The following is a 21,098-nucleotide window of genomic DNA, read 5'->3' on the forward strand; positions in this document are numbered from 1 at the left end:
CCTTGCGACCGCGCGCCCCGGCCGGTACGGGGACAGTCCCGGCCCCTGCGGCGTCCGTTGCAGGGGCCGGGGGCGGTGTGGGCGGCGCGGGCCCGGTCCGTCGGCGCTCGTCCGCGCGGAACCATCACGCGATGAACAGCGTGGAACCCCACCCGCCCCGATCCCCGCCCCTACCGCGACAGGTAGTCCTTTCGCATGGCGTCGAGGATCTGGGCGGCCTCGGGAAGGTCCGCCTTCCGGCAGCGCGCCGCCGCGGTCGTCAGGCGGGCGATCGCCTCCTTGAACCGGCCGAGGCACTGCCCCTCGATCAGGGCGGCGATGCGGACCGCCTCCGCGCGCGGGACTTCGCCGTCCTCTCCGCCCTCTTCGTTGGCGGCGATGGACGCCTCGGCCTCCTTCAGAGCCTCCTCGTGGCGATCGGCCTCCGCCAGGACGAGGGCACGGCGGTAGTGGACGGTGCCGCTCTCGTACCAGGGGGCGAAGTTCTCCGTGTCCTCGGGCACGGCGTCGCGGATCCCATCGGCCCGCGTGAGGTGGCCCAGGGCCTTGTCCAGGCCGTCGGCCCCCTGGGACAGGAACGTGAGGCGCGCGAACTCGCACATCATGCGGATGATCAAGGACGGGTGCGGTGCCTCGGCATGCGACGCGAGGGCTCGTTCGTACGCCGCGTCGGCCGCGTCCCAGCGGTCGGCCATCGCCAGGGTGGTGGCGGCGTCGGCAGCGACCATGGTGTGGACCGCGCGGTCCTCCTCCCACGTCGCCACGGCGTCCGCGAGGCGCAGGAACTCCTCGGCCGCGGGCAGGTACTCCTCCAGTTCCCGCAGGCCGCGGGCGAGGACGAGCCGGGCCTGGGCGCGCACCCGCTCGTCGAGCGAGGAGGCCGCTTCGTCGGCGAGGACGGACTCCAGCACGGCGACGGCGTCGGCCTGCTGCCCGCTGCGCGCGAGGACGTCGGCGAGCTGGATCCGGATGTCGGCGGCGTCGTTCTCCTCCCCCTTCTGATCGAACCGTGTCGCCGCCTCCGAGAGATGGCGCACGGCGGCGCCGAGGTCCCCGAGATGGGTGCTGGCGTGGCCCAGCAGTGCGTACGTCGGTGCCAGCGGGAAGTCCGTGTCGTCGTGCCGGACCGCGTCGGAGATCGCCTGGTGCAGCAGCTCCACCGCTTCCGCCGGCTGCTCCTTGGACATCAGGATCTGGGCCAGCAGCGCGCGGGGGCGCGAGCCTCGCCAGGGCCTCCCGGATGCCTCCACCTCCTGGAGCGACGTGCGGAGCTCCGTCTCGGCGACCGCGACGTCACCGCGTCGGAGGGCGACGTCGGCCACGAACTGCCGTACGTTGGCGACCTGATGGGGGGCGGACAGGCGCTCGGCCTCGGAGCGCAGCGTGTCGGCGAACTCCTCGAACCGGTCCTGGGCGGACTCGGATGCCTCCGGGCCCCGTACCAGTTCCTGATAGGCGAGGAAGGTGCAGGAGTAGAGCACCGTCAGGTACTCGAGTGCGCGCTCCGTTCCCGGGTCGCCCTCGGACGCGGATTCGCCCTCCGCGAGGGACTCGCTCGTGAACGGGAAGTCGGCCTTGAGGTGCTCCGCCTCGCGCAGGACCTCGTCGACGGCGGCCCGCTGAGCCCGCAGCGGTTCCTCCGTCGTCCGCTCCCCCCCGTGCTCCTGCTCGGACGCGGTTTCGCCCTCCGCGTCCTGGTCGTGGACGAACTGCCAGGCCACGGCGCGCGCCCGCGCCGACAGCGCATGCCAGGCCATGCCCAGCCCGTCGAACAGCTCGGCGGCGCGCTTCAGCTCGGCGATGGCCTCCGGCGTGCGGTCCTGGCCGGACAGCAGGAACGCCTGCTGCTCGGCGAGTTCCGCCCGCAGAAGGTCCTCGGGGCCCAGGCGGTCGTCGTGGCTGCCGCTGCCGTCCGCCAGGCGGTCGGCGGCACGGGCGAAGAGCCTGGCGCCCGCGGGGTTGCCCACGGTCGACAGGCGTCGCGCCTCGCGCACCAGGGAGACGAAGTCCTCGGGCACGTCCTTGGCGGCCGCGGGTGCGGGCGCGGAGAGCGCTGTCGGCGTCGCCTTCGCTCCGGGCGCAGGGGCGACGGTCGTCCGCAGTCCGAGCGGCAGGGGCGCGTCCAGCAGCGGGCGCTGTTCGAGGCGCTGCCGACGGCGGTCCCCGACCTCCGTGGTGCCGTTGCGGGAGTCGAACGCGGCAGCGAGCGGCCCCGCCTCGGAGCGGACATGGGCGAGGAGTTCGCCGGCGGTCCAGTTCCGCCCGGGCGGGCCGGCGACGGCGATGTCGGCGTGTCCCTCCTCGACGAGACGGGCGAGCAGCACTTCCGCGCCGGTGAGGAAGCCCAGCCGGGACAGCGGAGCCCCGGTCGCCTCGAAGAGCGGACGGTTCTCGGCGAGGATCTCCAGTCCCCGGCCCTCGTTGCGTGACAGGGCGCAGAACTCCAGGTGCATGCCGACCTCGTCCTGCAGCCCCGTGTTGCCCCGGACGCGCCGGTAGCCGGTGAGGTGGTGCGAGCGGGCCTCGTCCGTGCGGCCGAGGCGCAGCAGCGGCAGCAGGGCGCGCGCCTGGCTCACCTGCGGCTCCTCACTGCACCCCTGTTCCCCGCCGAGGACCGGCCGCCATGTGTCGAGCGCCCCGGCGGGGTCGCCGGACAGCACCTGGTGCCAGGCGAAGTGCCGGGTCTCGCAGGCCTCGCAGTCGCTGAGTTCCGTGCGGGGCCGGGTGGCCCACAGGTCGTAGGCGTCGGCGACACCGCTGCCCGTGTGCGAGGCCACGTGGTACCGCATCGCCGCCACCGGTTGCATCCCGTGCCCGGCCGTCTCGTATCGGCCGCGCATCTGGTCGATCCAGCCGTGGACGGTGGCCAGCGGCATCTCCGCCACCTGGAGCAGGGACGTCGTCACCCACTTGAAGCGCCAGAAGACCTGGTGGGCCTCCCACTGGCTGAAGGATTCGGGAGCGGTGTCCCAGAGCTTGAGCATGCGGGCGAAGACGACGGGCGACTTGCGGTGTTCGCCGGTGAACTCGTACGCCGACATCAGCTCGAGCAGGGCGGTGACGAGGACGTCGGGCTTCTCGAACGACTCGGCCGCCTCGACGAGTTCTTCGGCGGTGATGCTCCGCTGAGTGCCGTGGGGGCGGTCGTGGTTCTCGCGCAGCGCCTCGACCACGGCCTCGGGGGTGTCCAGCATCAGATGTCCTTCGGGGTCTCGGAACCGGGTGCCGCCGCGCCGGGGTGGTGCATGGCGTGGGTGAGGAGGCCGATGAAGGCCCGGTTGAGCAGGGCGCTCTCGCTCGCCCGGAGCGGGCGGCGGCTGAGCAGCAGGGCCTGGCCGTAGAGGGCCTCGGCGGTCGTGACGGCCAGCCCGCGTTCGGTGATCGTGATGGCCTGGCGGACCAGCGGGTTGAGGTGGTTCAGGACGAGCTGGGCGCGGGGGGTCTCGTGCCGCAGGGAGCCGAGGATGTCGGCCCACAGTCCGTCGCTGTCGGCGGCGAGGCCGGACCTCGTGCGCTCGTGGCGGGCCTCGCGGTTGTCGAGGAGGAGCGCGGGGGCCGTGACCGGTTGGAAGTCGCGCAGGACGACGTCGCAGTCGTGGGCGCCGATCGTCTCCCGGGCCACGGTGAGGAAGGCCGCCGCGCGCAGTTCGGCGGTCGGGTCCACGGCGTCGAGGTGGGCGGTGACGGTGGCGGGGTCGAGGTCGGTGACGGCCGTGCCGGGTCGGATCTCGGGGAGTCGATGCACCAGGTCGCGGTCGTAGGTGTAGCCGCCGTTGACGACGCCCAGGCCGGCGGCGGAGGCGATCGGGGCGACCTGGCGGAACTCCTCGACGCTGCGCGTGACCAGCAGGGTGGGGTGCGTCCGCGCGAACTCCTCCAGTGTGACGTTGCCGTCGGTGGTCTCGAAGGGCAGCCAGGGGAGCACGATGCGCAGCAGCTCGTCGTCGTAGCGGGCGAGCGCCTTGACGGCGAGGTGGTGCGTGTCGATGAAGCGGTGGAGCAGGGAGGGGTCGCTGGCGGCGAGTCCGGTGAGCCAGTCGCGGATGCGGTCGCCGAGAGCGTCGCGTACGGCGGACAGGGTGCCGTCCTCGTACAGCGCTTCGCGCGAGGCGGTCGGCCGCAGGCTGGTGGTGTCGACCACGCACCGTACGAAGAACGCCCATTCCGGGAGGAGTTCGGGCGCCTGGTCGGTGAGGAGCATGCCCTTGAGGTGCACGCGGTGGCCGGCACGCTGCGCCGGGCTCATGGCCGTGGGGAGGACGTACGCGACGCCACGCAGCCCGGCCGCCGGGAGGTCGAGTTCGATGGTGTCGAGCGGCGTGAAGTCGAAGAGGTCGCGGCAGTACGCGGTCAGTGCCTCGCGGCGGGCCAGCGGGGAACGATGGGTCCGCTCCCACGGTGCCGGCTCGTTGACCCGGTGGGTCTCGCCGCGCGGTCCGACGACGGTGACCTCGTGTCGCAGGAGGCCGCCGTAGTGCCGGGCGAGGGCGACGACCTGCTCCGGGCTCGTCCACTCCGCGTTGTCGGCACGCGGCGTGAGGCGGACGGTGGTGCCCGGTTCGGGCACGGCGGAGGCGGGCAGGGTGCGGATGGTGTAGCCGCCGTCGGACCGGCCACGCCATTCGACGGCGGGCGCGGACGGATCGGCGGCGGAGCGGCTGAGCACGGTGATCTCGTCGGCCACCACGAAGCAGGCGAGCAGGCCGATGCCGAACTGGCCGATGAACTCGCCGCGCGCGGCGTCGAGTCCGGCACCGTCGAAGGCACCTTCGGCGGTTCGCTTGGAGCTGCGGCCGATGGTGGCGAGGAAACGGTGGACGTCGGCCTCGGTCAGGCCGACGCCGGTGTCGGTGACGGTGAGGGTGTCACCGGTGCGGACGGTGATGGTGCCGGGGGCGTCGGGAGTGAGCGCCTGGCGTGCGGTGATGGCGTCGACCGCGTTCTGGAGCAGTTCGCGCAGGTAGACGCGGGGGCTCGAGTAGAGGTGGTGGGAGAGCAGGTCGACCAGTCCACGCAGGTCGACCTGGAAGGTGTGAGTGGTCTCGGATCGGGGCACCTTGTGGAGTCTTTCGGTGGCGCGCCTGCCGGGGTCCGGCGGCGTGGGCGGAAGTCTGAGGGAGGGGGCGGGGCCGGTTCGCGGCGCTGCTGCGTGGTTTGGAGACGGGTTCGGAGCCCGCCGTTCGAGGCGGGGGGAAGCGCCCGGGCCCGCGACGGAACGGCCGTGTGCGGGTGTGTCGGGAAGGCGTCCCTACGGGATCGCAGGCACCGCGTGCGGGACGCGTGACGAGGCGGGCGGCACGAGGGGTCGCCCGGCGGACGGGTGTCGTGGGGCTGCCTTCGGCGCGTGGTGGCCTCGGTGCGGGTGGCGCGTGTCCTTCTCAGCGCCCGGCCGACGAACGCTGTTTCCGGTAGGCCGCCGCGGGGTCGGAGCCGTCGAGGTAGTTCCAGGGGAACTCGGTGACGCGGCCGTCGGTCGCCTGGAAGCACTCGCGCGCCGAGGCGCGGTCTCCGGCCAGTGAGAAGGCCATGGCGAAGGTGTTGAGGAGCCCCAGCCAGGCTCCCTCACGGACGAAGTCCGGGTGCCGGAAGGAATGGTCGGCGGCTTCCCGCAGGGACGAGATCACCTCGGGGCGGCGCATGTACGCGTCGTCGCGGCCCTGGTCGAGGGAGAGCCACTCCTCCAGGTGCGCGATCGCGACGAGCTGTCCCAGCGGCGTGCCGCCCGGGGCGCCGAACGCGGCCGTGCGCGCGAAGGCGTGCATCTCCTCGTGCGAGCCGCCCCACTTCTCGCAGACCTGCTGCAAGCGCTGCTTGTGCGCCCCGAGGTGGTACGGGTCACGGCGTACCGTCGCCTCGAAGCGGCGGCGCGCGACGGAGGAGTCCACCTCGAGGCCGCGGCCGGAGGTCTGGAGGCCGTACCAGGGCGACGTCCATCGCGGTTCGCGCTCGGCTGCCTCGTAGAGGTGCGTCTCGGCCGTGCGCAGCCGGTCGTGGAAGATCTCGAACTGCTCGCGTGACACGTGCTGGGCCCGGGCCCCGGTCCTGGCCTCCCACCCCCAGCTGATGTGGCGGATGCCCGCCACGAGCCGTGGCAGCGCCGCGTCCGGTTCCGCTTCGATCACGCCCACGATCCACCGCTCCACTCCCGCGGTGTCGCCGACGGCCCAGAGCAGCTCGGTCCGGTCCTCGCTCTCCGGGCGCGCTTCGAGCACGTCCCGAACGGTGTCCCAGTCCGCCGCGGCGGCGGCCTCCCGCACGCGGCGCACGTCGGGATCGCCGGAGTCCTCCTGTACTCGCGCGCCGGGCCGACCCGCCCATCTCCCCAGCGTGAGCCCCCATTCACGGAGCAACGCCATGTCCCACCCCTTGTTGTGTCCGAACGGGGAGGTCGATGATCAACCTCCTCGTGGAGGTAGTGACTATCACGCGTTACCGACAATCGCACACTCTTTCTGCTGTCCGGAGCCGGCGCGTGGGCGTCGTGCGGGTCACCACCAGTAGGCGGGGTACCTGGGTGACCCGCGGCGGATGCGGGAGCCGGCGTACCCCGTCAGCACGAGCAGGACGGTCGAGCCGAAGAGGAGCGGGACGAACCGGGTGGGTTCGGGCGTCTGGAGCACGATGACGACGGCGGTGGCACAGGCGGCGGAGTGCGGCGTGCGGGCGAACGTCGTCAGGGCCAGGGCGAGACCGGCGGCGACGGCCGCGACCCACGCGTTGCTGCCTCCGGTGGCGAGGGCGGCGTAGCCCACGGCGGCGCCGAGGAGGTGGCCGACCACGACGCTGCGGGGCTGGGCGAGGGGCAGCGTGGGTGCCGCGTGCACCAGGGCGGCGCTGGCCGCCAAGGGGGGTATGAGCACGGGTTCGTGGAGGGCCGCTCCGATCGCGACCAGCGTCAGCAGGACGGCTGTCGCGGCGCTCACGCTGTGGAACGCGGCCGCCGGCGTGGGCCGGGCCGGAGCGCGGCCGCTGAAGCGGGGCGGGCGGGAGGTGCGGGGCGAGGCGTGGTCGGGGCGCGAAGGGGCGGCGGTACTCATGTGTGCTGTTTCCGTGGCAGGCGGCCGAGGGCCGTGTGGAGCGGGAGCGGTGGGGACGTCGCAGCGGGCTCTGTGATCGACAGCCTGCCCGGCCCCGCGCATCACCCTGGTGCGGCGGCGCGACCCGTCCACGACTCTAACCTGCGGGTTTGCGGATCTCTGACGCGGGGTCGGCGGCGGGATCACGGGGGTCCGGCTCCTTCGGGACGGCACGGGCACCGTCGCGGCGACCGGGCCCCGACACCGCGATGGGCCGCCCGCCGTGACGGCGGGCGGCCCATCGGGGGTGTCGGCCGGAGGCGGTGCTTCGGCTTCCGGTGCGGTCAGGCCAGTACGGTGAGCGCTCCCGGTTGCACCCGGACCGTGACCGGCAGGGTCGCGTCGACCTCGCCGTCGGCGCCGTACGGGAGCGGGCGGTCCGCCTCGATGCGGATCTCCTTGCCGCGCAGGATCTCCACCTGGGGGCGGTTCACGTGGGCGCCGGTCTTCAGCTCGTTCATCGTGGCGAAGAAGTGACGCTTGGGAGCGTCGCCGATCACCACGATGTCCAGCACCCCGTCGTCGAGGCGCGCGCCGGGTGCGACGTTCCGGCCGAAGCCGTAGAACCCGGAGTTGGCCGCGACGACCGTGTAGCCGTGCCGCTCGTGCGGCACCCCGTCGACCGTGATGCGGTACGCGGCCGACCGCCAGGCGAGGACCGCCCTGAGGCCGCCCGCGTAGTACGACGCCGCACCCCGCAGCAGGCGTGAGGCGTTGGCGTGCCGGTTGGCGACCGCGTCGACGCCCGCGTACACGCTCCCGAGGACGGAGATCCGCGCGTGGACCTCGGACTCGACCTCGATCGTGTCCACCGCGCGCGGCTTCCCTTCGAGGAGCACCCGCGCGAGCCCCGGGGCATCGGTGGGGAGCTCCAGGGCGCGGGCGAAGTCGTTCCCCCGGCCGGCGGGGACCAGGCCGAACACCGTGTCCGTGCCGCTGAGCGCGCCGCCGACGCAGCCGGCCATCCCGTCGCCGCCGACGGCGAGCACGACGTGCCCTTGCTCTCCCGCCCGTCGGGCGAGTTCCTGTGCGTGTTCCAGGCTGCGGCTGTACACCGTGTCGAGGCGCGCTCCTGCTTCCCGCAGCAGCCGGGCCAACGGGAGCAGGGCCGCAGTGCCGCTGGATCCCCCGGCGGTGGGGTTGACGACGGCGGTGAACTGTCGCATGGATCGGGCCTCCGGGCGGGAACAGGGGGTCGGGGGACGGGAGGAGCGGGTACCGCGGGCGGGCGGGATCAGCGGACGGGGATGAGGACGCCGGGGCTGAGCACGCCGGACGGGTCGACCTCGGCCTTGACCGCCTGCAGCATGCGGACTCCCAGGGGGCCGATCTCTCGGGTGTACCAGTCGCGGTGGTCCGTGCCCACGCCGTGGTGGTGGCTGATGGTGCCACCCGCCGACAGGATCGCGTCGTTGGCGGCCCGCTTCACGGGGTCCCAGTGCGCGACGGCGTCCTCGCCCTGGGCCGAGACGACGGTGAAGTAGAGCGAGGCGCCGTTCTCGTACGTGTGCGAGATGTGGCACATGACGAGCGGCGGGGTGCCGGCCTCGGTGAGGGTGGTCGTCAGCGCGTCGCGCACCGCCGCGTACAGCTGGGGCAGCGTCGACCAGAAGCCGGCGGTCTCCAGCGTCTCGGCGAAGGCGCCGGCGTCGAGCAGGGCGTCGCGGAGGTACGGCGCGTTGTAGCGGCCGTGCTCCCAGCGGTCACCGGGCTCCTCGCCGACGTACTCGCCGCCGCAGGCGAGCAGGATCTCGCGGGCGGCGGCGCGCCGGGCGGCCGTCTCCTCCTCGGTGCCCTCGTAGCCGGTGATCGCCATGCAGCCCGAGCTCGGCGGGGTGTCGGCGGCGCCGATGGCGTCCGGCTGCGCGAGGCCGATGAAGGTCTCGGTCTCGTCCGACAGCCGCAGCACGGTGGGGCGCGGGCCGTCCTGGGCCAGTCGGCGCAGGGCCGCGGTGCCGGCGTCGAAGGAGGCGAAGCGCCACCCTTCGTAGACCCGCTTCTGCGGCAGGGGGCGGACGCGCACGGTCACCGCGGTGATCACTCCGAGGGCGCCCTCGGAGCCGAGGATCAGCTGGCGCAGGTCGGGGCCGGCGGCCGAGCGGGGGGCGCGTCCGGTCTCCAGCGTGCCCTCGGGGGTGGCGACGGTGAGTGCGAGGACCATCTCGTCGAAGCGGCCGTACCCGGCGGACGCCTGGCCGCTGGACCGGGCCGCGGCGAAGCCGCCGACCGTCGCCCACTCGAACGACTGCGGGAAGTGGCCGAGGGTCCAGCCCTTCTCGTTCAGCAGGGCCTCGGCCCGGGGGCCGCGCAGTCCGGGCTGCAGGACGGCGGTGCGGGAGACCTCGTCGACGGCCAGCAGCTGGTCGAGGCGACGGAGGTCGAGTGCGACGAACGGCCGCTTCGTCTCGGGTGCGAGGCCGCCGACGACGGACGTGCCGCCGCCGAACGGGACGGCCGACAGGCCGTGGGCGGCGCAGGCGCGCAGTACGGCGAGGACCTCGTCGTGGTCGCCCGGGAGGACGACGGCGGCCGGGATGTCCTCGACCTCGCCGGCCCGGATGCGCAGCAGGTCGGGGGTGGACTTGCCGCGGGTGTGCCGGATTCGGCTCTCGGCGTCGTCGCGCAGTGCGTCCTCGGCCGCGAGCGCCGCCTTGAGCGCGGTGCGCGCCTCGTCGGTCAGTGCCGGGGCGGGAAGGTCGATCTCGTCGAGCGCCGACGGTCCGCTCTCGCGGGGGGTGACGCCGAGCAGGTCACGCAGCAGGCCGGTCACCGCTTCGGGCAGGGGGGCCGCCTTGGCCGGGTCGCCCCAGCCACTCCACAACATGTCCACTTCGAGAAGTTCCTCTCGGTCTGATTCACGGACGGTGCTGCCGCTCGGCCCGTACTGGCATTACACTGTGACAGATGACGCCCATTCGTCACAACCACTCGGACGCAGATCCCGTGCTGGACGCCGCACGCGACTGCGTGCTCGCCGTCGGCGTACGGCGCACGACCCTCACCGATGTCGCCCGGCGCGCGGGCGTCTCCCGAATGACGCTCTACCGACGCTGGCCCGACGTCCGCAGCCTCGTCGGCGACCTGATGACCCGCGAGTGGATCGCGGTCGCGGCCGACGCCATGCCGGCCGAGGCCGACGGCCGGCCCGTCCGGGCCCGGATGGTGGACGGTCTCGTCGCGGGCGCCGCCGCCTTCCGCGCCCATCCGCTCTTCCACAAGATCCTCGACGTGGACCCCGAGCTGCTGCTGCCGTACATCCTCGACCGCCGGGGCGCCAGCCAGGAGGCCTTCCTCGGCCTCCTCGTCGCGGCGCTCGACGAGGGTCATGGCGACGGGTCCGTGCGCCGCGCCCCCACGGACCGGCAGGCCCGGTCCCTGCTGCTCGTCGTGCAGTCCTTCACGCTCTCGCTGCGCACCATGACCGACGAGACCGATCCCGAACTGAGCGAAGCCGCCTTCCTCGACGAGCTGCGCACCCTGCTGGAGAGGACCCTCACCCCATGAGCCCCGTGACCCCCCTGAACCGCCCGGGCGACGCCTCCCCGCGCGGCTCCTCGCTCAACGCCGAGCGCCGGAGCCGTGAACTCGCCGAGCTCGCCGACGGCACGGAGGTCGACGTCCTGGTCGTCGGACTCGGCGCCACCGGAGCCGGCGCCGCCCTGGACGCGGCGACCCGCGGGCTGACCGTCGCCGCCATCGACGCGCACGACCTCGCCTTCGGTACGTCCCGCTGGAGCTCCAAGCTGATCCACGGCGGCCTGCGCTACCTGGCGAGCGGACAGCTCGACGTCGCGCACGAGAGCGCGGTCGAACGCGGCATCCTAATGGAACGGACCGCGCCCCACCTGGTCCGGGCCCAGCCCTTCGTCCTGCCCCTCACCCCACTCGTCAGCCGCGGCCAGGCAGCCCTCGCCCGCGCGGGCTTCGTCGCGGGCGACCTGCTGCGCGCCTCCGCCCGCACGTCGCGCGCCACCCTCCCCGCGCCGCGCACCCTGTCCGCCGTCGAGACACGCCACCTCGCTCCGGCCCTGCGCACCACCGGTCTGCGCGGCGGCCTGCTCTCCTGGGACGGCCAACTCACCGACGACGCGAGGCTGGTCACCGCGATCGCCCGCACGGCGGCCGCGCACGGCGCCCGCGTCCTGACCCGCACCCGCGCCCTCGAACTCACCGGAGACGGCGCACGCGTCCGCGACGAGACGACCGGCGAGGAACTCCGCATCCGCGCCCGGGGCGTCGTCAACGCGACAGGCGTGTGGGCGGGCGGTCTCGTCGAGGACGTACGCCTGCGGCCCTCTCGCGGCACCCACCTCGTCCTGCGCGCCGAGGACCTCGGCCGGCTCTCCGCCGGCCTCCACATCCCGATCCCGGGCGAGACCAACCGTTTCGTCCTCGTCCTCCCCCAGGGCGACGGCCGGGTGTACGTCGGACTCACCGACGAACCCGTCGACGGCGACGTCCCCGATGTGCCGGAGGTCCCCGAGACCGACATCGGCTTCCTCCTCGACGTCCTCGGCTCCGCCCTCGACGTCACCCTCCACCGCACCGACGTGGTCGGGGCCTTCGCGGGCCTGCGACCCCTCCTCGACACCAGCGGGGACGGGGCCCGCACCGCAGACATCTCACGCAAGCACGCCGTGCTCACCTCGCGAGAGGGCGTCGTCACCGTCGTCGGCGGCAAGCTCACCACGTACCGGCGCATGGCCCAGGACGCCGTCGACGCCGCCGTGGCCGCCCGCGGCCTCGCCGCCGGCCCCTGCCGCACCGCCTCCGTCCCGCTCGTCGGTGCCGCCCGGCCGTCGACCCTCGCCGGCCTCGACGTCCCGGCCCGCCTCGTGCGCCGCTACGGCATCGAGGCGACGGCCGTGCACGACCTCGGCGTCAAGCACCCCGAACTGGCCACGCCCATCGTGCCCGGACATCCCGTCACCCACGCCGAACTGCTCTGGGCCGTACGCCACGAAGGCGCGCTGGACGCGTCGGACCTCCTCGACCGGCGCACCCGCATCGGTCTCGTCGCCGAGGACCGCGCCACGGCCGAGCAGGCCGCCCTCGGGGCGTTCATGCAGAAGGCCTGACGTCCGGGCCGCGCGTGCCGGGCCGGGACGCGCGAGGCCGGGCCAGGACGCGCGGTCCTGGGCCGGGCCTCGCAGGCCTGGGCGCACCGGCCGCCTCCGGTCCTGGGCCCACCGGCCGCGTCCGGCCCGGCCGCACTGGCCGCCTCCCGCGCCGTCACGCCGATGCGGCCGGCCGGTGAAGCTCGCCCCCACCGTGGGGGCGAGCTTCTCGCGTAACGCGGCTCCCTCGCGTGCCGTTCCCCGGGGTCACGTTCCGACCGGGCATCGTCGCGCCGCCACCGGGTAAGCGGACGGCACGTACCGTCCGAAGGAGGAACCATGTCCGGAATCATCACGCGCATCAAGAAGTTCACCCGCACCCGGCAGGGACAGCGGATCGTCACCACCGCCCGACGCGCCGCCGCCGACCCTCGCAGGCGCGCCCAGGCGCGCACGATGCTCGGCCGGTTGCGCGGACGCCGGTGACGAGGACGGGGCGCGCACGGGCACCGCGCCTCGCCCCCCTTGCCGTCACCCATGCATGCGACGCACCTCCCACGCCCGGGTGAACAGCGTGGGCAGCGGGGCGGAGGGCACCGCGGCCATGTGCGACGTCGACCGGTGTTCCCTGGCCAACGGCAGCAGACCGAGCTTCGCCACCTCGATCGGGAGGCGCGGCGGCTTCCGTTCCTGCCAGGCGCCCGGCAGGAAGAGGGATCGGCCCGCCCGTGGCCTGGCGGCGCGCACCACCCGGCCCGACGCTCCCAGTTCGGCCTCGGCCGCCTTGAAGCGTGCGGGCTTCCACCCGGTCCACGCCTTCACGTTGCGGTCCGTCGGGTCCGGCAGGGCGAGCAGCATCAGGTAGAGCGCGGCGGCGTCCCCGCCAAGCCCGAACGCCGTGGCGCACTCCTCGACGAGGTGCGGAACGGAGCGCGTCGGGTCCTGCTCCCAGCCGGGCGGGCGCTCGCCATCGGCGGCGAGGTGCTTGCCGAGCGCGGCGAAGTCGTCGCTCAGCAGCAGCCGGAGGTCGGCGAGGGCGGGCAGCCCGGACGGGCTGGGCAGCCACTGGGAGGGCAGGACGGAGTCGAGGTAGGCGTCCAGGGTGTCCAGCAGCGGATCGTCCGGCCCCTTGATCGCGGCGGGGTCCACGCGCAGGTGACGCATGCGGTACGTCGCGTCGGCGACCTCCGTGACCGCCCGGTGAGCGGTGATCGCCTCGGTGGAAGGGGGCTCCCCCATCAGGTGGTTGCTCTGCAGGGAGAAGACCGTGACCGGGCCGGGGAGCGAGGCCAGGCCCTCGTGGAGCCTGGCGATCGCCGCCGCGATCGCGGGGCGCAGCGGATCGCCGGCAGGGGTGCGGTAGGCGGCCCAGGCGGCGATCCTCGGCAGGTCCACCGGCTGAGGATCGCCCACCGCGCCCGCGCGGGGCTGGTCGAGGCAGTGCGTCCCGGTGGCAAGGCGCCCCAGGAGCGAGGGCAGCCGCAGATGGGGCCACCAGGGTCCGCGCTTGAGCTCCGACGGTGCGAGGGCCTCCTCGCCCTTCGGCGGGAGCATCTCCTTGGTCGCCAGGGGCAGCAGTGCGCTGGGGAGGGGCAGGGGGCTGCCCGACTCCCGCAGCCACCACTCCACGGCGCGGTCCACATCGGGGCCCGTCGTCCAGAGCTGCTCGGGGTCGTCCGGGAGGAGCTTGTCGTAGAACGTCGTGAAGAACCGGGAGCCGAACGCGTGGGCCAGGGCCGCGGCGGCCAGGTCCGCCTCGCTGCGGCGGAGCTTCCAGTGCTCCAGGTCGGCGGAGGGGTGGCGGGAGCGGTAGTCGTCCCCCTCCTCCAACTGGTGGGGCGCGCAGGGAACGTGCGCCATCAGCAGCACCGTCGCCTCCACGGTCGAGAGGCCAAGACGCTCGGCGAGGGCTTCGGCGAGCTCGGGCCGGGCGGGCGCCGGGCCGCGTTCTCGATAGAGCGCGGCGAAGCGCGCGAACCAGTCGGCCGGGCGCACCGGTTCGAGGACACGGGCACGCTTGAGCCTCACTCCCGCGGAGGCCAGCGGCCCGTCCTCGGCGAACGAGCCGTCCGGGGCGTACTCCCACAGCATCCGGTGGGGCTTGGTCCCTCTGCTGACCATGACGCAGGCGACGGACGTGGCCGTCCGGAAGACCTGCCCCAGGGAGGGGGCGTAGGCGCCGGTACGGTCCTCGGGCGCCTCGCAGTGGACGATCCGCCAGCGACCCGGTTCACCGGCGACGACGGGGTGGGTCGCGTACGTCATCAGGGAGTGGTCCGCCGGGCGGCCCGGCTTCGAGGAGACGGCGCACAGCGCGAGCGGCGCGGCGAAGGTGTGCGCGTGGTGGAACACGTCGAGGCGGAGCGAGACGTCGAACGTTGTGCTGGGCTGGGCGAGATCCCCTCCCCAGACGGCCGCGTCCCCTTCCGCGAACCGCATCATCTGACGGGCGATCCGGACGACGGGGGCCTCCCGCTCGCCTTCGGCCACCGGCTTCGCGTCGGCCACGTCGGGGGTGAGGCGCCGGACGAGCCGTTCCAGGCCGGCGCGGCAGTTGACGGCCATCACCACGGAGCGTGCCGCCTGGCTGGTCATCGGTTCGCCCACCTGGGGCAGCACTTCCAGGATCGGTCCGCGATTGGGGCCCCGGACACCGTCCCGGTCGACGCCGAGGGGCTGGAGCCTGCTCATCGCCTCCTCCACCTGCTCACGCGTGACGGTGTCGGGCAGCTCGGCCATCAGCGGGGCCATGACGTCCACCGCCGCGAACTCCGCCGCGGCGTCCGTGTCCTTGAGGAGGAGGTCCACCGCCACGCCGACGTGGACGAAGCGGCCGAGCAGCAGGACCAGCTCCTCGAAGCCGATCCCCGCGCGCAGCTTCGCCCGCTCGCGGTCGCACCAGGCGCGGATCTCCTCGTGTCCGATGGGGTTGTCGAACAGCTGAGGGATCTCCGGCCATCCCTTGGTCTCGTGGGGCTGGTACCAGCTGTTGGACGCGAGGTCCTTGGTGGTCATCTCCAGATCGGCGCGCACCCGTGCTCGCAGCGCGCGGGCGAAGCGCTCGTCCGCCCACAGATGCTCCAGCTTCGGCCGGCGGCCGAGCAGGAGTGCGTGCAGCGGCGTCGGGCCGAGGAGCTCCGGTGGGTCGGAGACCGGGGCGCCGTGTTCCAGCAGGAGGTCGATCAGGTCGAGGGGTGTCCGTCCGTTGCCCCGGTCGCCGTACAGCCGGTAGCGGAACTCCACGGGGACGCCGTCGGCCGCCAGCCGCGGAGCGATCCTCTCGGCGATCTCGTACAAGGCGGGCCAGGGTCCACGGTCCTGGCTGTTCGTCCGCACGCACGCGGAGAGCCAGGCCGCGGCCTCACCCGCCGGCAGCCCCTCGGTCTCACCGGTGAGCCGTGCCAGCGCCCCGGTGCGCTCCAGGAGCTCCCTCCAGAGCGCGGGGGTGCCGACGAAGTGGCGTGGACGCAGCTTCAGGACGCGGTCGACCGCGGTGGAGGCGTGGTCGCCGAGGAGGTCCATGGCCGCGCCCTTGAGGCAGTCGGTCCAGAACGCGCCGTCGTGCAGCGAGATGCCGTCCGCCTCGATGATCTCGCCGATGAGCGTGGCCAGTTCCCTCTCGGGGTCGAGGCCGGCGGCCTTGGCGATCTTGCGCACGTCGACGGCCAGCTGCGGGTACACCTCGGACGACGCCCGGACGCGACGGATCGCCACCTCACGGAAGCCGGTGAGGTCCGCCTCGGTCGCGACGCCCTTGACGGCGAGCTCTCGGGCCCAGGCCCGCAGGGCCGTGGCGGAGAGGGCCTCGGCGTCGGCGTAGGCGAGGTAGCGGCCGAGCAGCCACGATGTGTCGACCTTGCGCGCCTGTACGCGCTCGGCGGTGCGGGCACGCCCGAACCAGGCGGCGGCGGCCGGCCGGTCGCCCAGCCGCAGGGCCAGATCGGCCATCTCGTCGAGGAACGTTATCGACAGCGCCGGAGCCGATTCCTCCAACTCCCGCAGTTCACCGTCGACATCGGGCTTGTAGAGGAGACTCCACCGGTGCGTGACTCCTCGCAGGGCGAGGAGCTTCCGGGTCACCAGCTCCTCGAGGCCGGGGTGGGCGGCGATGATCCGCTCGGGGAACGGCAGCCCACCGCCGGAGGGGTCCGGAATGCCGGTGGAGAAGCAGCCGTCCGGCTCCCAGTGGTCCTCGCGCATCAGGCGGTCGCGGTGCGGGACGAGGTGTTCGGGAAGCAGCTGCGTCAGCGTGCGGCCGTCGAAGCCGACATACGTACGGGCCCACAGACCGCCGTCACCCGGCTCGTCGTCGATCCGGACCTGCTCGGCCTCCAACGCCGCCTGCCACGACGGATCGGCGTCGGCCAGCGCACGCGGCACGCTCGCCCCGGCCCGCGCCCACTCACGCGCCCGCAGACGGCACGTCTCACGCTGCTCCCTCAGATGCCACCGGGCCTCGAACTGCGCGTCCAGCCCGGGTGCGCCGGAGAGGGGGCCGGGGAAGTTCTTCAGTCTCCGCCCCTGCGGATTGCGGTAGACGATCTCCAGATCGTCCGTCAGTTCTGCGGTGTATCCGTTCTTTGCGACACGTGTGCCCATGCGTCGTTCTCCCCGTGCTGCCGATCGATGGCCTCCACGTTACGGGTCGTCACTGACATCGCCGCGGGTGCCCGGCGCGCCCGCCCGCCATCCTCCGCTCCGCTCCCCCGCGCTCTCCGGCCGAGGGCGGCGGCGAGGAGCAGCGCGACGCATGCGATGAGGGTGACGCCCCGCCAGCCGAGGGTGTGGAGCACGGGGGCCGCGAGGGCGGTTCCGATGGCACCGATCGTGAAGTAGAGCACGAGATAGACGCTGCTGAGGCTGCCGGAGCGTGCGGGGTCGAGGGCGATGACGCGGCTCTGGTTCGCGGCCTGGGCCGCGAAGCAGCCGGCGTCGAAGAGCGCGAGACCGGCCGCCACGACGGGCGGGGTGTCCAGACCGGTGGCCAGCAGGGCGACCCCGGCTGCCGCCGCCAGCACGGCAGCGGTGATCACGGCCGGGGAGCCGTACCGGTCGACGAGACGTCCGGTCAGGGGCAGTACGGCGAAGCCGAGGAGCCCGGCGAGGCTGTAGAGGCCGATGTCGGTCGGGGCGAGGGAACGGGGCGGCTGTGCCAGCGCGAGGCCGAGGGCGACCCAGGTGAGGTTGAAGGCGAAGTACCAGAGCCCTCCGGTGGCCACCGCGGAGCGCAGGGGCGGGTGTCGGCGCAGGAGTGGGAAGAGCGAGGCGAGGGTGGCGCGATACCCGAGGCGTGAGGTCGGGCGCCGACGGGGCAGCAGAGCGGCGGCCGCGATCGCGCCGAGCAGGGCGAGCACGGCGAAGACGATGAGCATCCGACGCCAGCCGAGCAGGTCGGTGAGCGTGCCGCCCACCATGCGGCTGAGGAGGATGCCGGCCGACATCCCCGCGGCCACGGTGGCGACGCTCCTTCCGCCGCGGCCGGGCGGGGCGTGGCGGCCTGCGATGGTGCCGGCCTGGGCCGCGACACCGGCCGCGGCGCCGATGGCCAGGTAGGCGGCCAGGAGCACGGCCGCGCCGGGTGCGACGGCGGCGAGGACGAGGGCGGCCGTCAGGGCGGTGAGCTGCACGGCGACGAGACGGTTGGGGGCGAGGTGGTCGGCGAGGGGCAGCAGGAAGGCGAAACCGGTCATACAGCCGACGAGTGCGGCCGTGGGTACGAGACCGATCACCGAGAGCGGGACGTCCAGGTCTGCGGCGACCGTGGTCAGCGCGGGTTGGAGGGTGTAGTTGTTGGCGATCGCCGTGCCGGCTATGGCGGCGAGGAGGAACGTGCCGCCTCCGGTGCCGGGCCGCATCAGGGCTGTGTGCCGCGGGTGAGGACGACGGCGTAACGGCATGCGGCCTCGGTGGTGTTGGCGAAGACGCGAGAGGTGGGTTCGCCGAGTTCGATGGTGTCGCCCGCGTCGAGTTCGTGGACCGAGTCTCCGTCGTGGAAGGTCAGGTGGCCGTCGAGGACCCAGACCACCTGCCGTACGAAGGCGAAGGCCGCGGCCGGGTAGGGCACGCGCGCTCCCGCGGGCAGATGGATCTCGGCGATCTCCGCCGGGAACCGGGGACTCGTGATCTGGCGGCGCCGGTATCCGGTGGCGGGGTCGCGCCACTCCGCCGCCTCGTCACCGCGGCGCACTCCGACGCCTCCGTCCGTGTCGCCCGGTGTTCCCTCGGCGAGGGCGAGCAGGGAGGAGACGCTGAGCTGGAAGGCGGCGGACAGCTTGCCCAGGACGACGGCGGTGGGGCTGCTCTCACCTCGTTCGATCCTGCTGATCATCGCCTGGGAGACGCCGGACGCCTCCGCGAGCCGCGCCAGGGTCCACCGGCGACGCTCGCGTTCGGTGCGGACGCGGTCCGCGATCTGCCCCACCAAGGGGTCTACCATGTTGGACATGAATCCAATATATGAGAGAACCGAGGTGGTAACGGTCCGCCCGGCGTCCCTCGACGACGCCGAGGCCATCCAGGCGATACGCAACCACGCGATCGAGCATTCGACGGCCCTGTGGACCCACACTCCGCAGTCCCCCACGGAGGCGGAAGCCTGGCTGCGCGGCCATGTCGGACGTGGCGCCGCGTTCACGGCCGAGGTGGAGGGCGAGGTGGCCGGGTTCGCGGTGTACGGGCCGTGGCGGGATCTCGACGGCTTCCGCCACACCGTGGAGGACTCGGTCTACGTCCGCGACGGCCGGCACGGGCTCGGCATCGGCTCCGCCTTGCTGGCCGCCCTGATCGGCTCGGCGCGAGAGGCGGGCCACCACACGGTGATCGCCGACATCGAGTCGGAGAACGCCGCGTCCGTCCGCCTGCACGAGCGCTTCGGATTCCAGCACGTCTGCACGATGCCCGAGGCCGGCACCAAGTTCGGCCGATGGCTCGACCTCACGATCATGCGGCTCCCGCTGACCTGAACGCCCCGGTGAAACGCCGCCGCCCCGGCCCCGGATCACCGATTCCGGACTTCGGCCGAGGCGCGACGCGGAGCGGTCGCAGGGAGACTCCGCGGCTACGCCGTCACCCTGGGACGCGCCCACGCCCGCGTGGTCAGTGCGTGGCCCAGCGCCAGCGTGCTGAGGCCGAACATCAGGACGCCCAGCGGGACATGGAGCGTCGGCATGTGGGCGATGCCGAGCACGACCTGCACCGAGGCCAGGGCGAGGAAGCCCGTCGCGTACAGGATGGGTCTCGGACCGCCGCCGCCCGGGCGCCACGCGAGCACCGCGGCGAGCACGTACACCATGGACGAGCCGTACATCACGCGCGATCCGATGTCGTGCAACAGGGCGCCGTGGGCGGACGACAGCAGCATCCCCGCGGTGGCCGCCTGGAAGAAGAGGGTCAAGGTCTGCAGTCCGATCGCGACCTTGAGAAACGTGACACCGCGCGGCTTCGTCGTCGCCGGTCCGGCCATGATGGGCTCCTCTCGTGGTGGGGACGGTGGCCGCGTGATCATCGCAGGGGCGTGAAGAGCCGGTCGCGGTGGGCGACGACGTTCTCGGTTCGCGGGGTCGGTCATCTCTCGGCCTCTCCGTCTCACGGGGTTCGACCTCAAGACACCGCGCACTCCCCGCTTGTGACAGCGTGTGAGGCAGATCACTTCCGCCGGACGACTCGGGCGAGGGGGCGACGCCCGGTCCGCCACGGTGCCGCCATGCGCAGGGCGAGGGCCGCGACGACTGCGGCCACGGAAGGAGCGGTAGGATCGGTGACCTATCCGTAATAGGCGGATGGGAGGCGAGTGTTCACCGTTTCGACCATTCGTCATTTTATGTACCACCAGGTGCCGGTTGCACCCCCCGGTGCGCAACCCCGGCCCGCATGGGCAGTTCTGATGCCGGATCACGCATGACTTCGTGAAGTTCATTCAGTTTGGGCGGGTTTCATGGCTTTGGCGACAGGTTCCACGCTGGGGGTGCGGGCAGGCGCCCGGACCGACGGTCCGGGCGAGGTGACCGTCGCCCACCATCAATGGGGCGGATTCCGATGCGAGTCGCGGTTCGTCCGCGGCCGTTCCTCGCGGATCGGAACGCTGGTCCTGGTGGGCGGCGCCTTCCAGACGAAGGAGAGTTGGGGACGACTGGAACGCGAACTGCTGGACTTCGCCGACGTGCTGACCGTCGACCTGCCCGGCTGGGGAGCCAGCCCCGTCCTGCCCGAGCGGTACGGATCCGACTTCCTCGCGGACGCCCTGGGCCACATGCTCGACGACCTCGGCCTCACCTCCGTGAATCTCCTCGGCGGGTCCTACGGCAGCGCCGTCGCCTACCGGCTCGCGCAGAAGCGTCCCGAGCTCGTCGCGAAGCTGGTGCTCATCGGCACCATGACGCACATCCCGGAACAGGCTCGGGGCCCGATCCGGCGGAGCGTCGAACTGCTCAAGGCCGAGCGGATCGAGGAGTTCACCGATGTGACGCTCGGCATGCTCATGAACCTCGACACGGTCGACTCCGTGGTGGCGGGGACGCGGGTACGGCGATTCCTCCGCCGCCGACTGCAGAACCTCACCACGCACGACAGGGCGCAGTTCATCGCGAACACGCAGCGTCTGCTCCGGCACGAGGGGCTCGACCGGCACCAGCCGCCGCCGATGCCCGTGCTGGTGGCGTCCGGCGAACACGACAGCTTCACCACGCCCGACCGATGCCGCGACCTCGCCGCCACCTGCGCCGACAGCCACCTCGCCGTGGTGTCCGACGCCGACCACATGCTGCCCGTGGAGCGACCGGTGGAGCTCGTGGACCTGGGCATGCGCTTCCTCATGAACGAACCGCTGGAGGGGCGGGAGTACCTCCGGGCCGTCGAGCGGGTCTCGCCCGCGGTCGCGGTGTGATCGCCTGACGTGACGGACGCCGGGAGGTCGCCCGGTGCTCTCGCGGCGTCGCCGCTCCTTGACCTTGACACGGTGACAAGGTCT

The 21,098-nt window shown here is 73.2% G+C and carries 15 protein-coding genes; 5 read left to right on the top strand and 10 right to left on the bottom strand.

Annotated elements, in window-relative coordinates:
* Nucleotides 1-170: 170 nt before the first annotated feature.
* The 6 genes from AB0D99_RS16370 to AB0D99_RS16395 form a co-directional block, all read right to left on the bottom strand.
* Nucleotides 171-3,194, bottom strand: coding sequence for a hypothetical protein (locus tag AB0D99_RS16370; RefSeq protein ID WP_362361481.1), 3,024 nt, complete (start codon nucleotides 3,192-3,194; stop codon nucleotides 171-173).
* Nucleotides 3,194-5,056: an HSP90 family protein gene (locus tag AB0D99_RS16375; RefSeq protein WP_362361484.1), complete on the bottom strand. Its 1,863-nt coding sequence runs from the start codon at nucleotides 5,054-5,056 to the stop codon at nucleotides 3,194-3,196. Before AB0D99_RS16375 ends, AB0D99_RS16370 begins: the two co-directional genes overlap by 1 nt.
* 322 nt (nucleotides 5,057-5,378) lie before the next feature.
* Entirely contained in the window at nucleotides 5,379-6,356 is a 978-nt protein-coding gene (locus AB0D99_RS16380) for a hypothetical protein (RefSeq protein WP_362361487.1), read from the bottom strand.
* 132 nt (nucleotides 6,357-6,488) lie between these two features.
* Nucleotides 6,489-7,037, bottom strand: a complete 549-nt coding sequence (locus tag AB0D99_RS16385) for an HPP family protein (protein WP_362361490.1) — start codon at nucleotides 7,035-7,037, stop codon at nucleotides 6,489-6,491.
* A gap of 323 nt (nucleotides 7,038-7,360) precedes the next feature.
* Complete coding sequence (locus AB0D99_RS16390) at nucleotides 7,361-8,242, bottom strand: diacylglycerol kinase family protein (RefSeq protein ID WP_362361493.1); 882 nt, start codon at nucleotides 8,240-8,242, stop codon at nucleotides 7,361-7,363.
* Between the two features lie 68 nt (nucleotides 8,243-8,310).
* The gene (locus tag AB0D99_RS16395; protein ID WP_362361497.1) at nucleotides 8,311-9,906 is read right to left on the bottom strand and encodes an FAD-binding oxidoreductase; all 1,596 of its coding nucleotides are present in this window, start codon (nucleotides 9,904-9,906) and stop codon (nucleotides 8,311-8,313) included.
* A 74-nt stretch (nucleotides 9,907-9,980) separates the two neighbouring features.
* Here AB0D99_RS16395 and AB0D99_RS16400 point away from each other — a divergent pair, with 74 nt between their 5' ends.
* The 3 genes from AB0D99_RS16400 (at nucleotide 9,981) to AB0D99_RS16410 (ending at nucleotide 12,619) form a co-directional block, all read left to right on the top strand.
* The gene (locus AB0D99_RS16400; protein ID WP_362361500.1) at nucleotides 9,981-10,580 is read left to right on the top strand and encodes a TetR/AcrR family transcriptional regulator; all 600 of its coding nucleotides are present in this window, start codon (nucleotides 9,981-9,983) and stop codon (nucleotides 10,578-10,580) included.
* The gene (locus tag AB0D99_RS16405; RefSeq protein WP_362361504.1) at nucleotides 10,577-12,154 is read left to right on the top strand and encodes a glycerol-3-phosphate dehydrogenase/oxidase; all 1,578 of its coding nucleotides are present in this window, start codon (nucleotides 10,577-10,579) and stop codon (nucleotides 12,152-12,154) included. The genes AB0D99_RS16400 and AB0D99_RS16405 overlap by 4 nt, the downstream gene beginning before the upstream one ends.
* 318 nt (nucleotides 12,155-12,472) lie before the next feature.
* Nucleotides 12,473-12,619, top strand: coding sequence for a hypothetical protein (locus tag AB0D99_RS16410; RefSeq protein WP_362361507.1), 147 nt, complete (start codon nucleotides 12,473-12,475; stop codon nucleotides 12,617-12,619).
* Between the two features lie 45 nt (nucleotides 12,620-12,664).
* Here AB0D99_RS16410 and AB0D99_RS16415 read toward each other — a convergent pair whose 3' ends face one another.
* Genes AB0D99_RS16415 through AB0D99_RS16425 form a run of 3 tightly spaced genes read right to left on the bottom strand, consistent with a single transcriptional unit; the run spans nucleotide 12,665 to nucleotide 18,578 of the window.
* Entirely contained in the window at nucleotides 12,665-16,732 is a 4,068-nt protein-coding gene (locus AB0D99_RS16415; protein ID WP_362361510.1) for a hypothetical protein, read from the bottom strand.
* Nucleotides 16,690-17,988 (bottom strand): MFS transporter, encoded by a 1,299-nt coding sequence (locus AB0D99_RS16420; protein ID WP_362361513.1) that lies wholly within the window; start codon nucleotides 17,986-17,988, stop codon nucleotides 16,690-16,692. Before AB0D99_RS16420 ends, AB0D99_RS16415 begins: the two co-directional genes overlap by 43 nt.
* Nucleotides 17,988-18,578 (bottom strand): helix-turn-helix domain-containing protein, encoded by a 591-nt coding sequence (locus tag AB0D99_RS16425; protein ID WP_362361516.1) that lies wholly within the window; start codon nucleotides 18,576-18,578, stop codon nucleotides 17,988-17,990. Before AB0D99_RS16425 ends, AB0D99_RS16420 begins: the two co-directional genes overlap by 1 nt.
* Between AB0D99_RS16425 and AB0D99_RS16430 the strand changes: the two genes are divergently transcribed.
* Entirely contained in the window at nucleotides 18,577-19,095 is a 519-nt protein-coding gene (locus tag AB0D99_RS16430) for an N-acetyltransferase family protein (RefSeq protein WP_362361519.1), read from the top strand. The two genes, AB0D99_RS16425 and AB0D99_RS16430, sit on opposite strands and share 2 nt — an antisense overlap.
* 95 nt (nucleotides 19,096-19,190) lie before the next feature.
* Here AB0D99_RS16430 and AB0D99_RS16435 read toward each other — a convergent pair whose 3' ends face one another.
* Nucleotides 19,191-19,595, bottom strand: coding sequence for a hypothetical protein (locus AB0D99_RS16435; RefSeq protein ID WP_362361522.1), 405 nt, complete (start codon nucleotides 19,593-19,595; stop codon nucleotides 19,191-19,193).
* 471 nt (nucleotides 19,596-20,066) lie between these two features.
* Between AB0D99_RS16435 and AB0D99_RS16440 the strand changes: the two genes are divergently transcribed.
* On the top strand, nucleotides 20,067-21,014 hold the full coding sequence (locus AB0D99_RS16440) for an alpha/beta hydrolase (protein WP_362361525.1): 948 nt from the start codon (nucleotides 20,067-20,069) through the stop codon (nucleotides 21,012-21,014).
* Nucleotides 21,015-21,098 lie beyond the last annotated feature (84 nt).

The sequence above is a fragment of the Streptomyces sp. NPDC047971 genome (genome assembly GCF_040653355.1).
GTDB lineage: Bacteria > Actinomycetota > Actinomycetes > Streptomycetales > Streptomycetaceae > Streptomyces.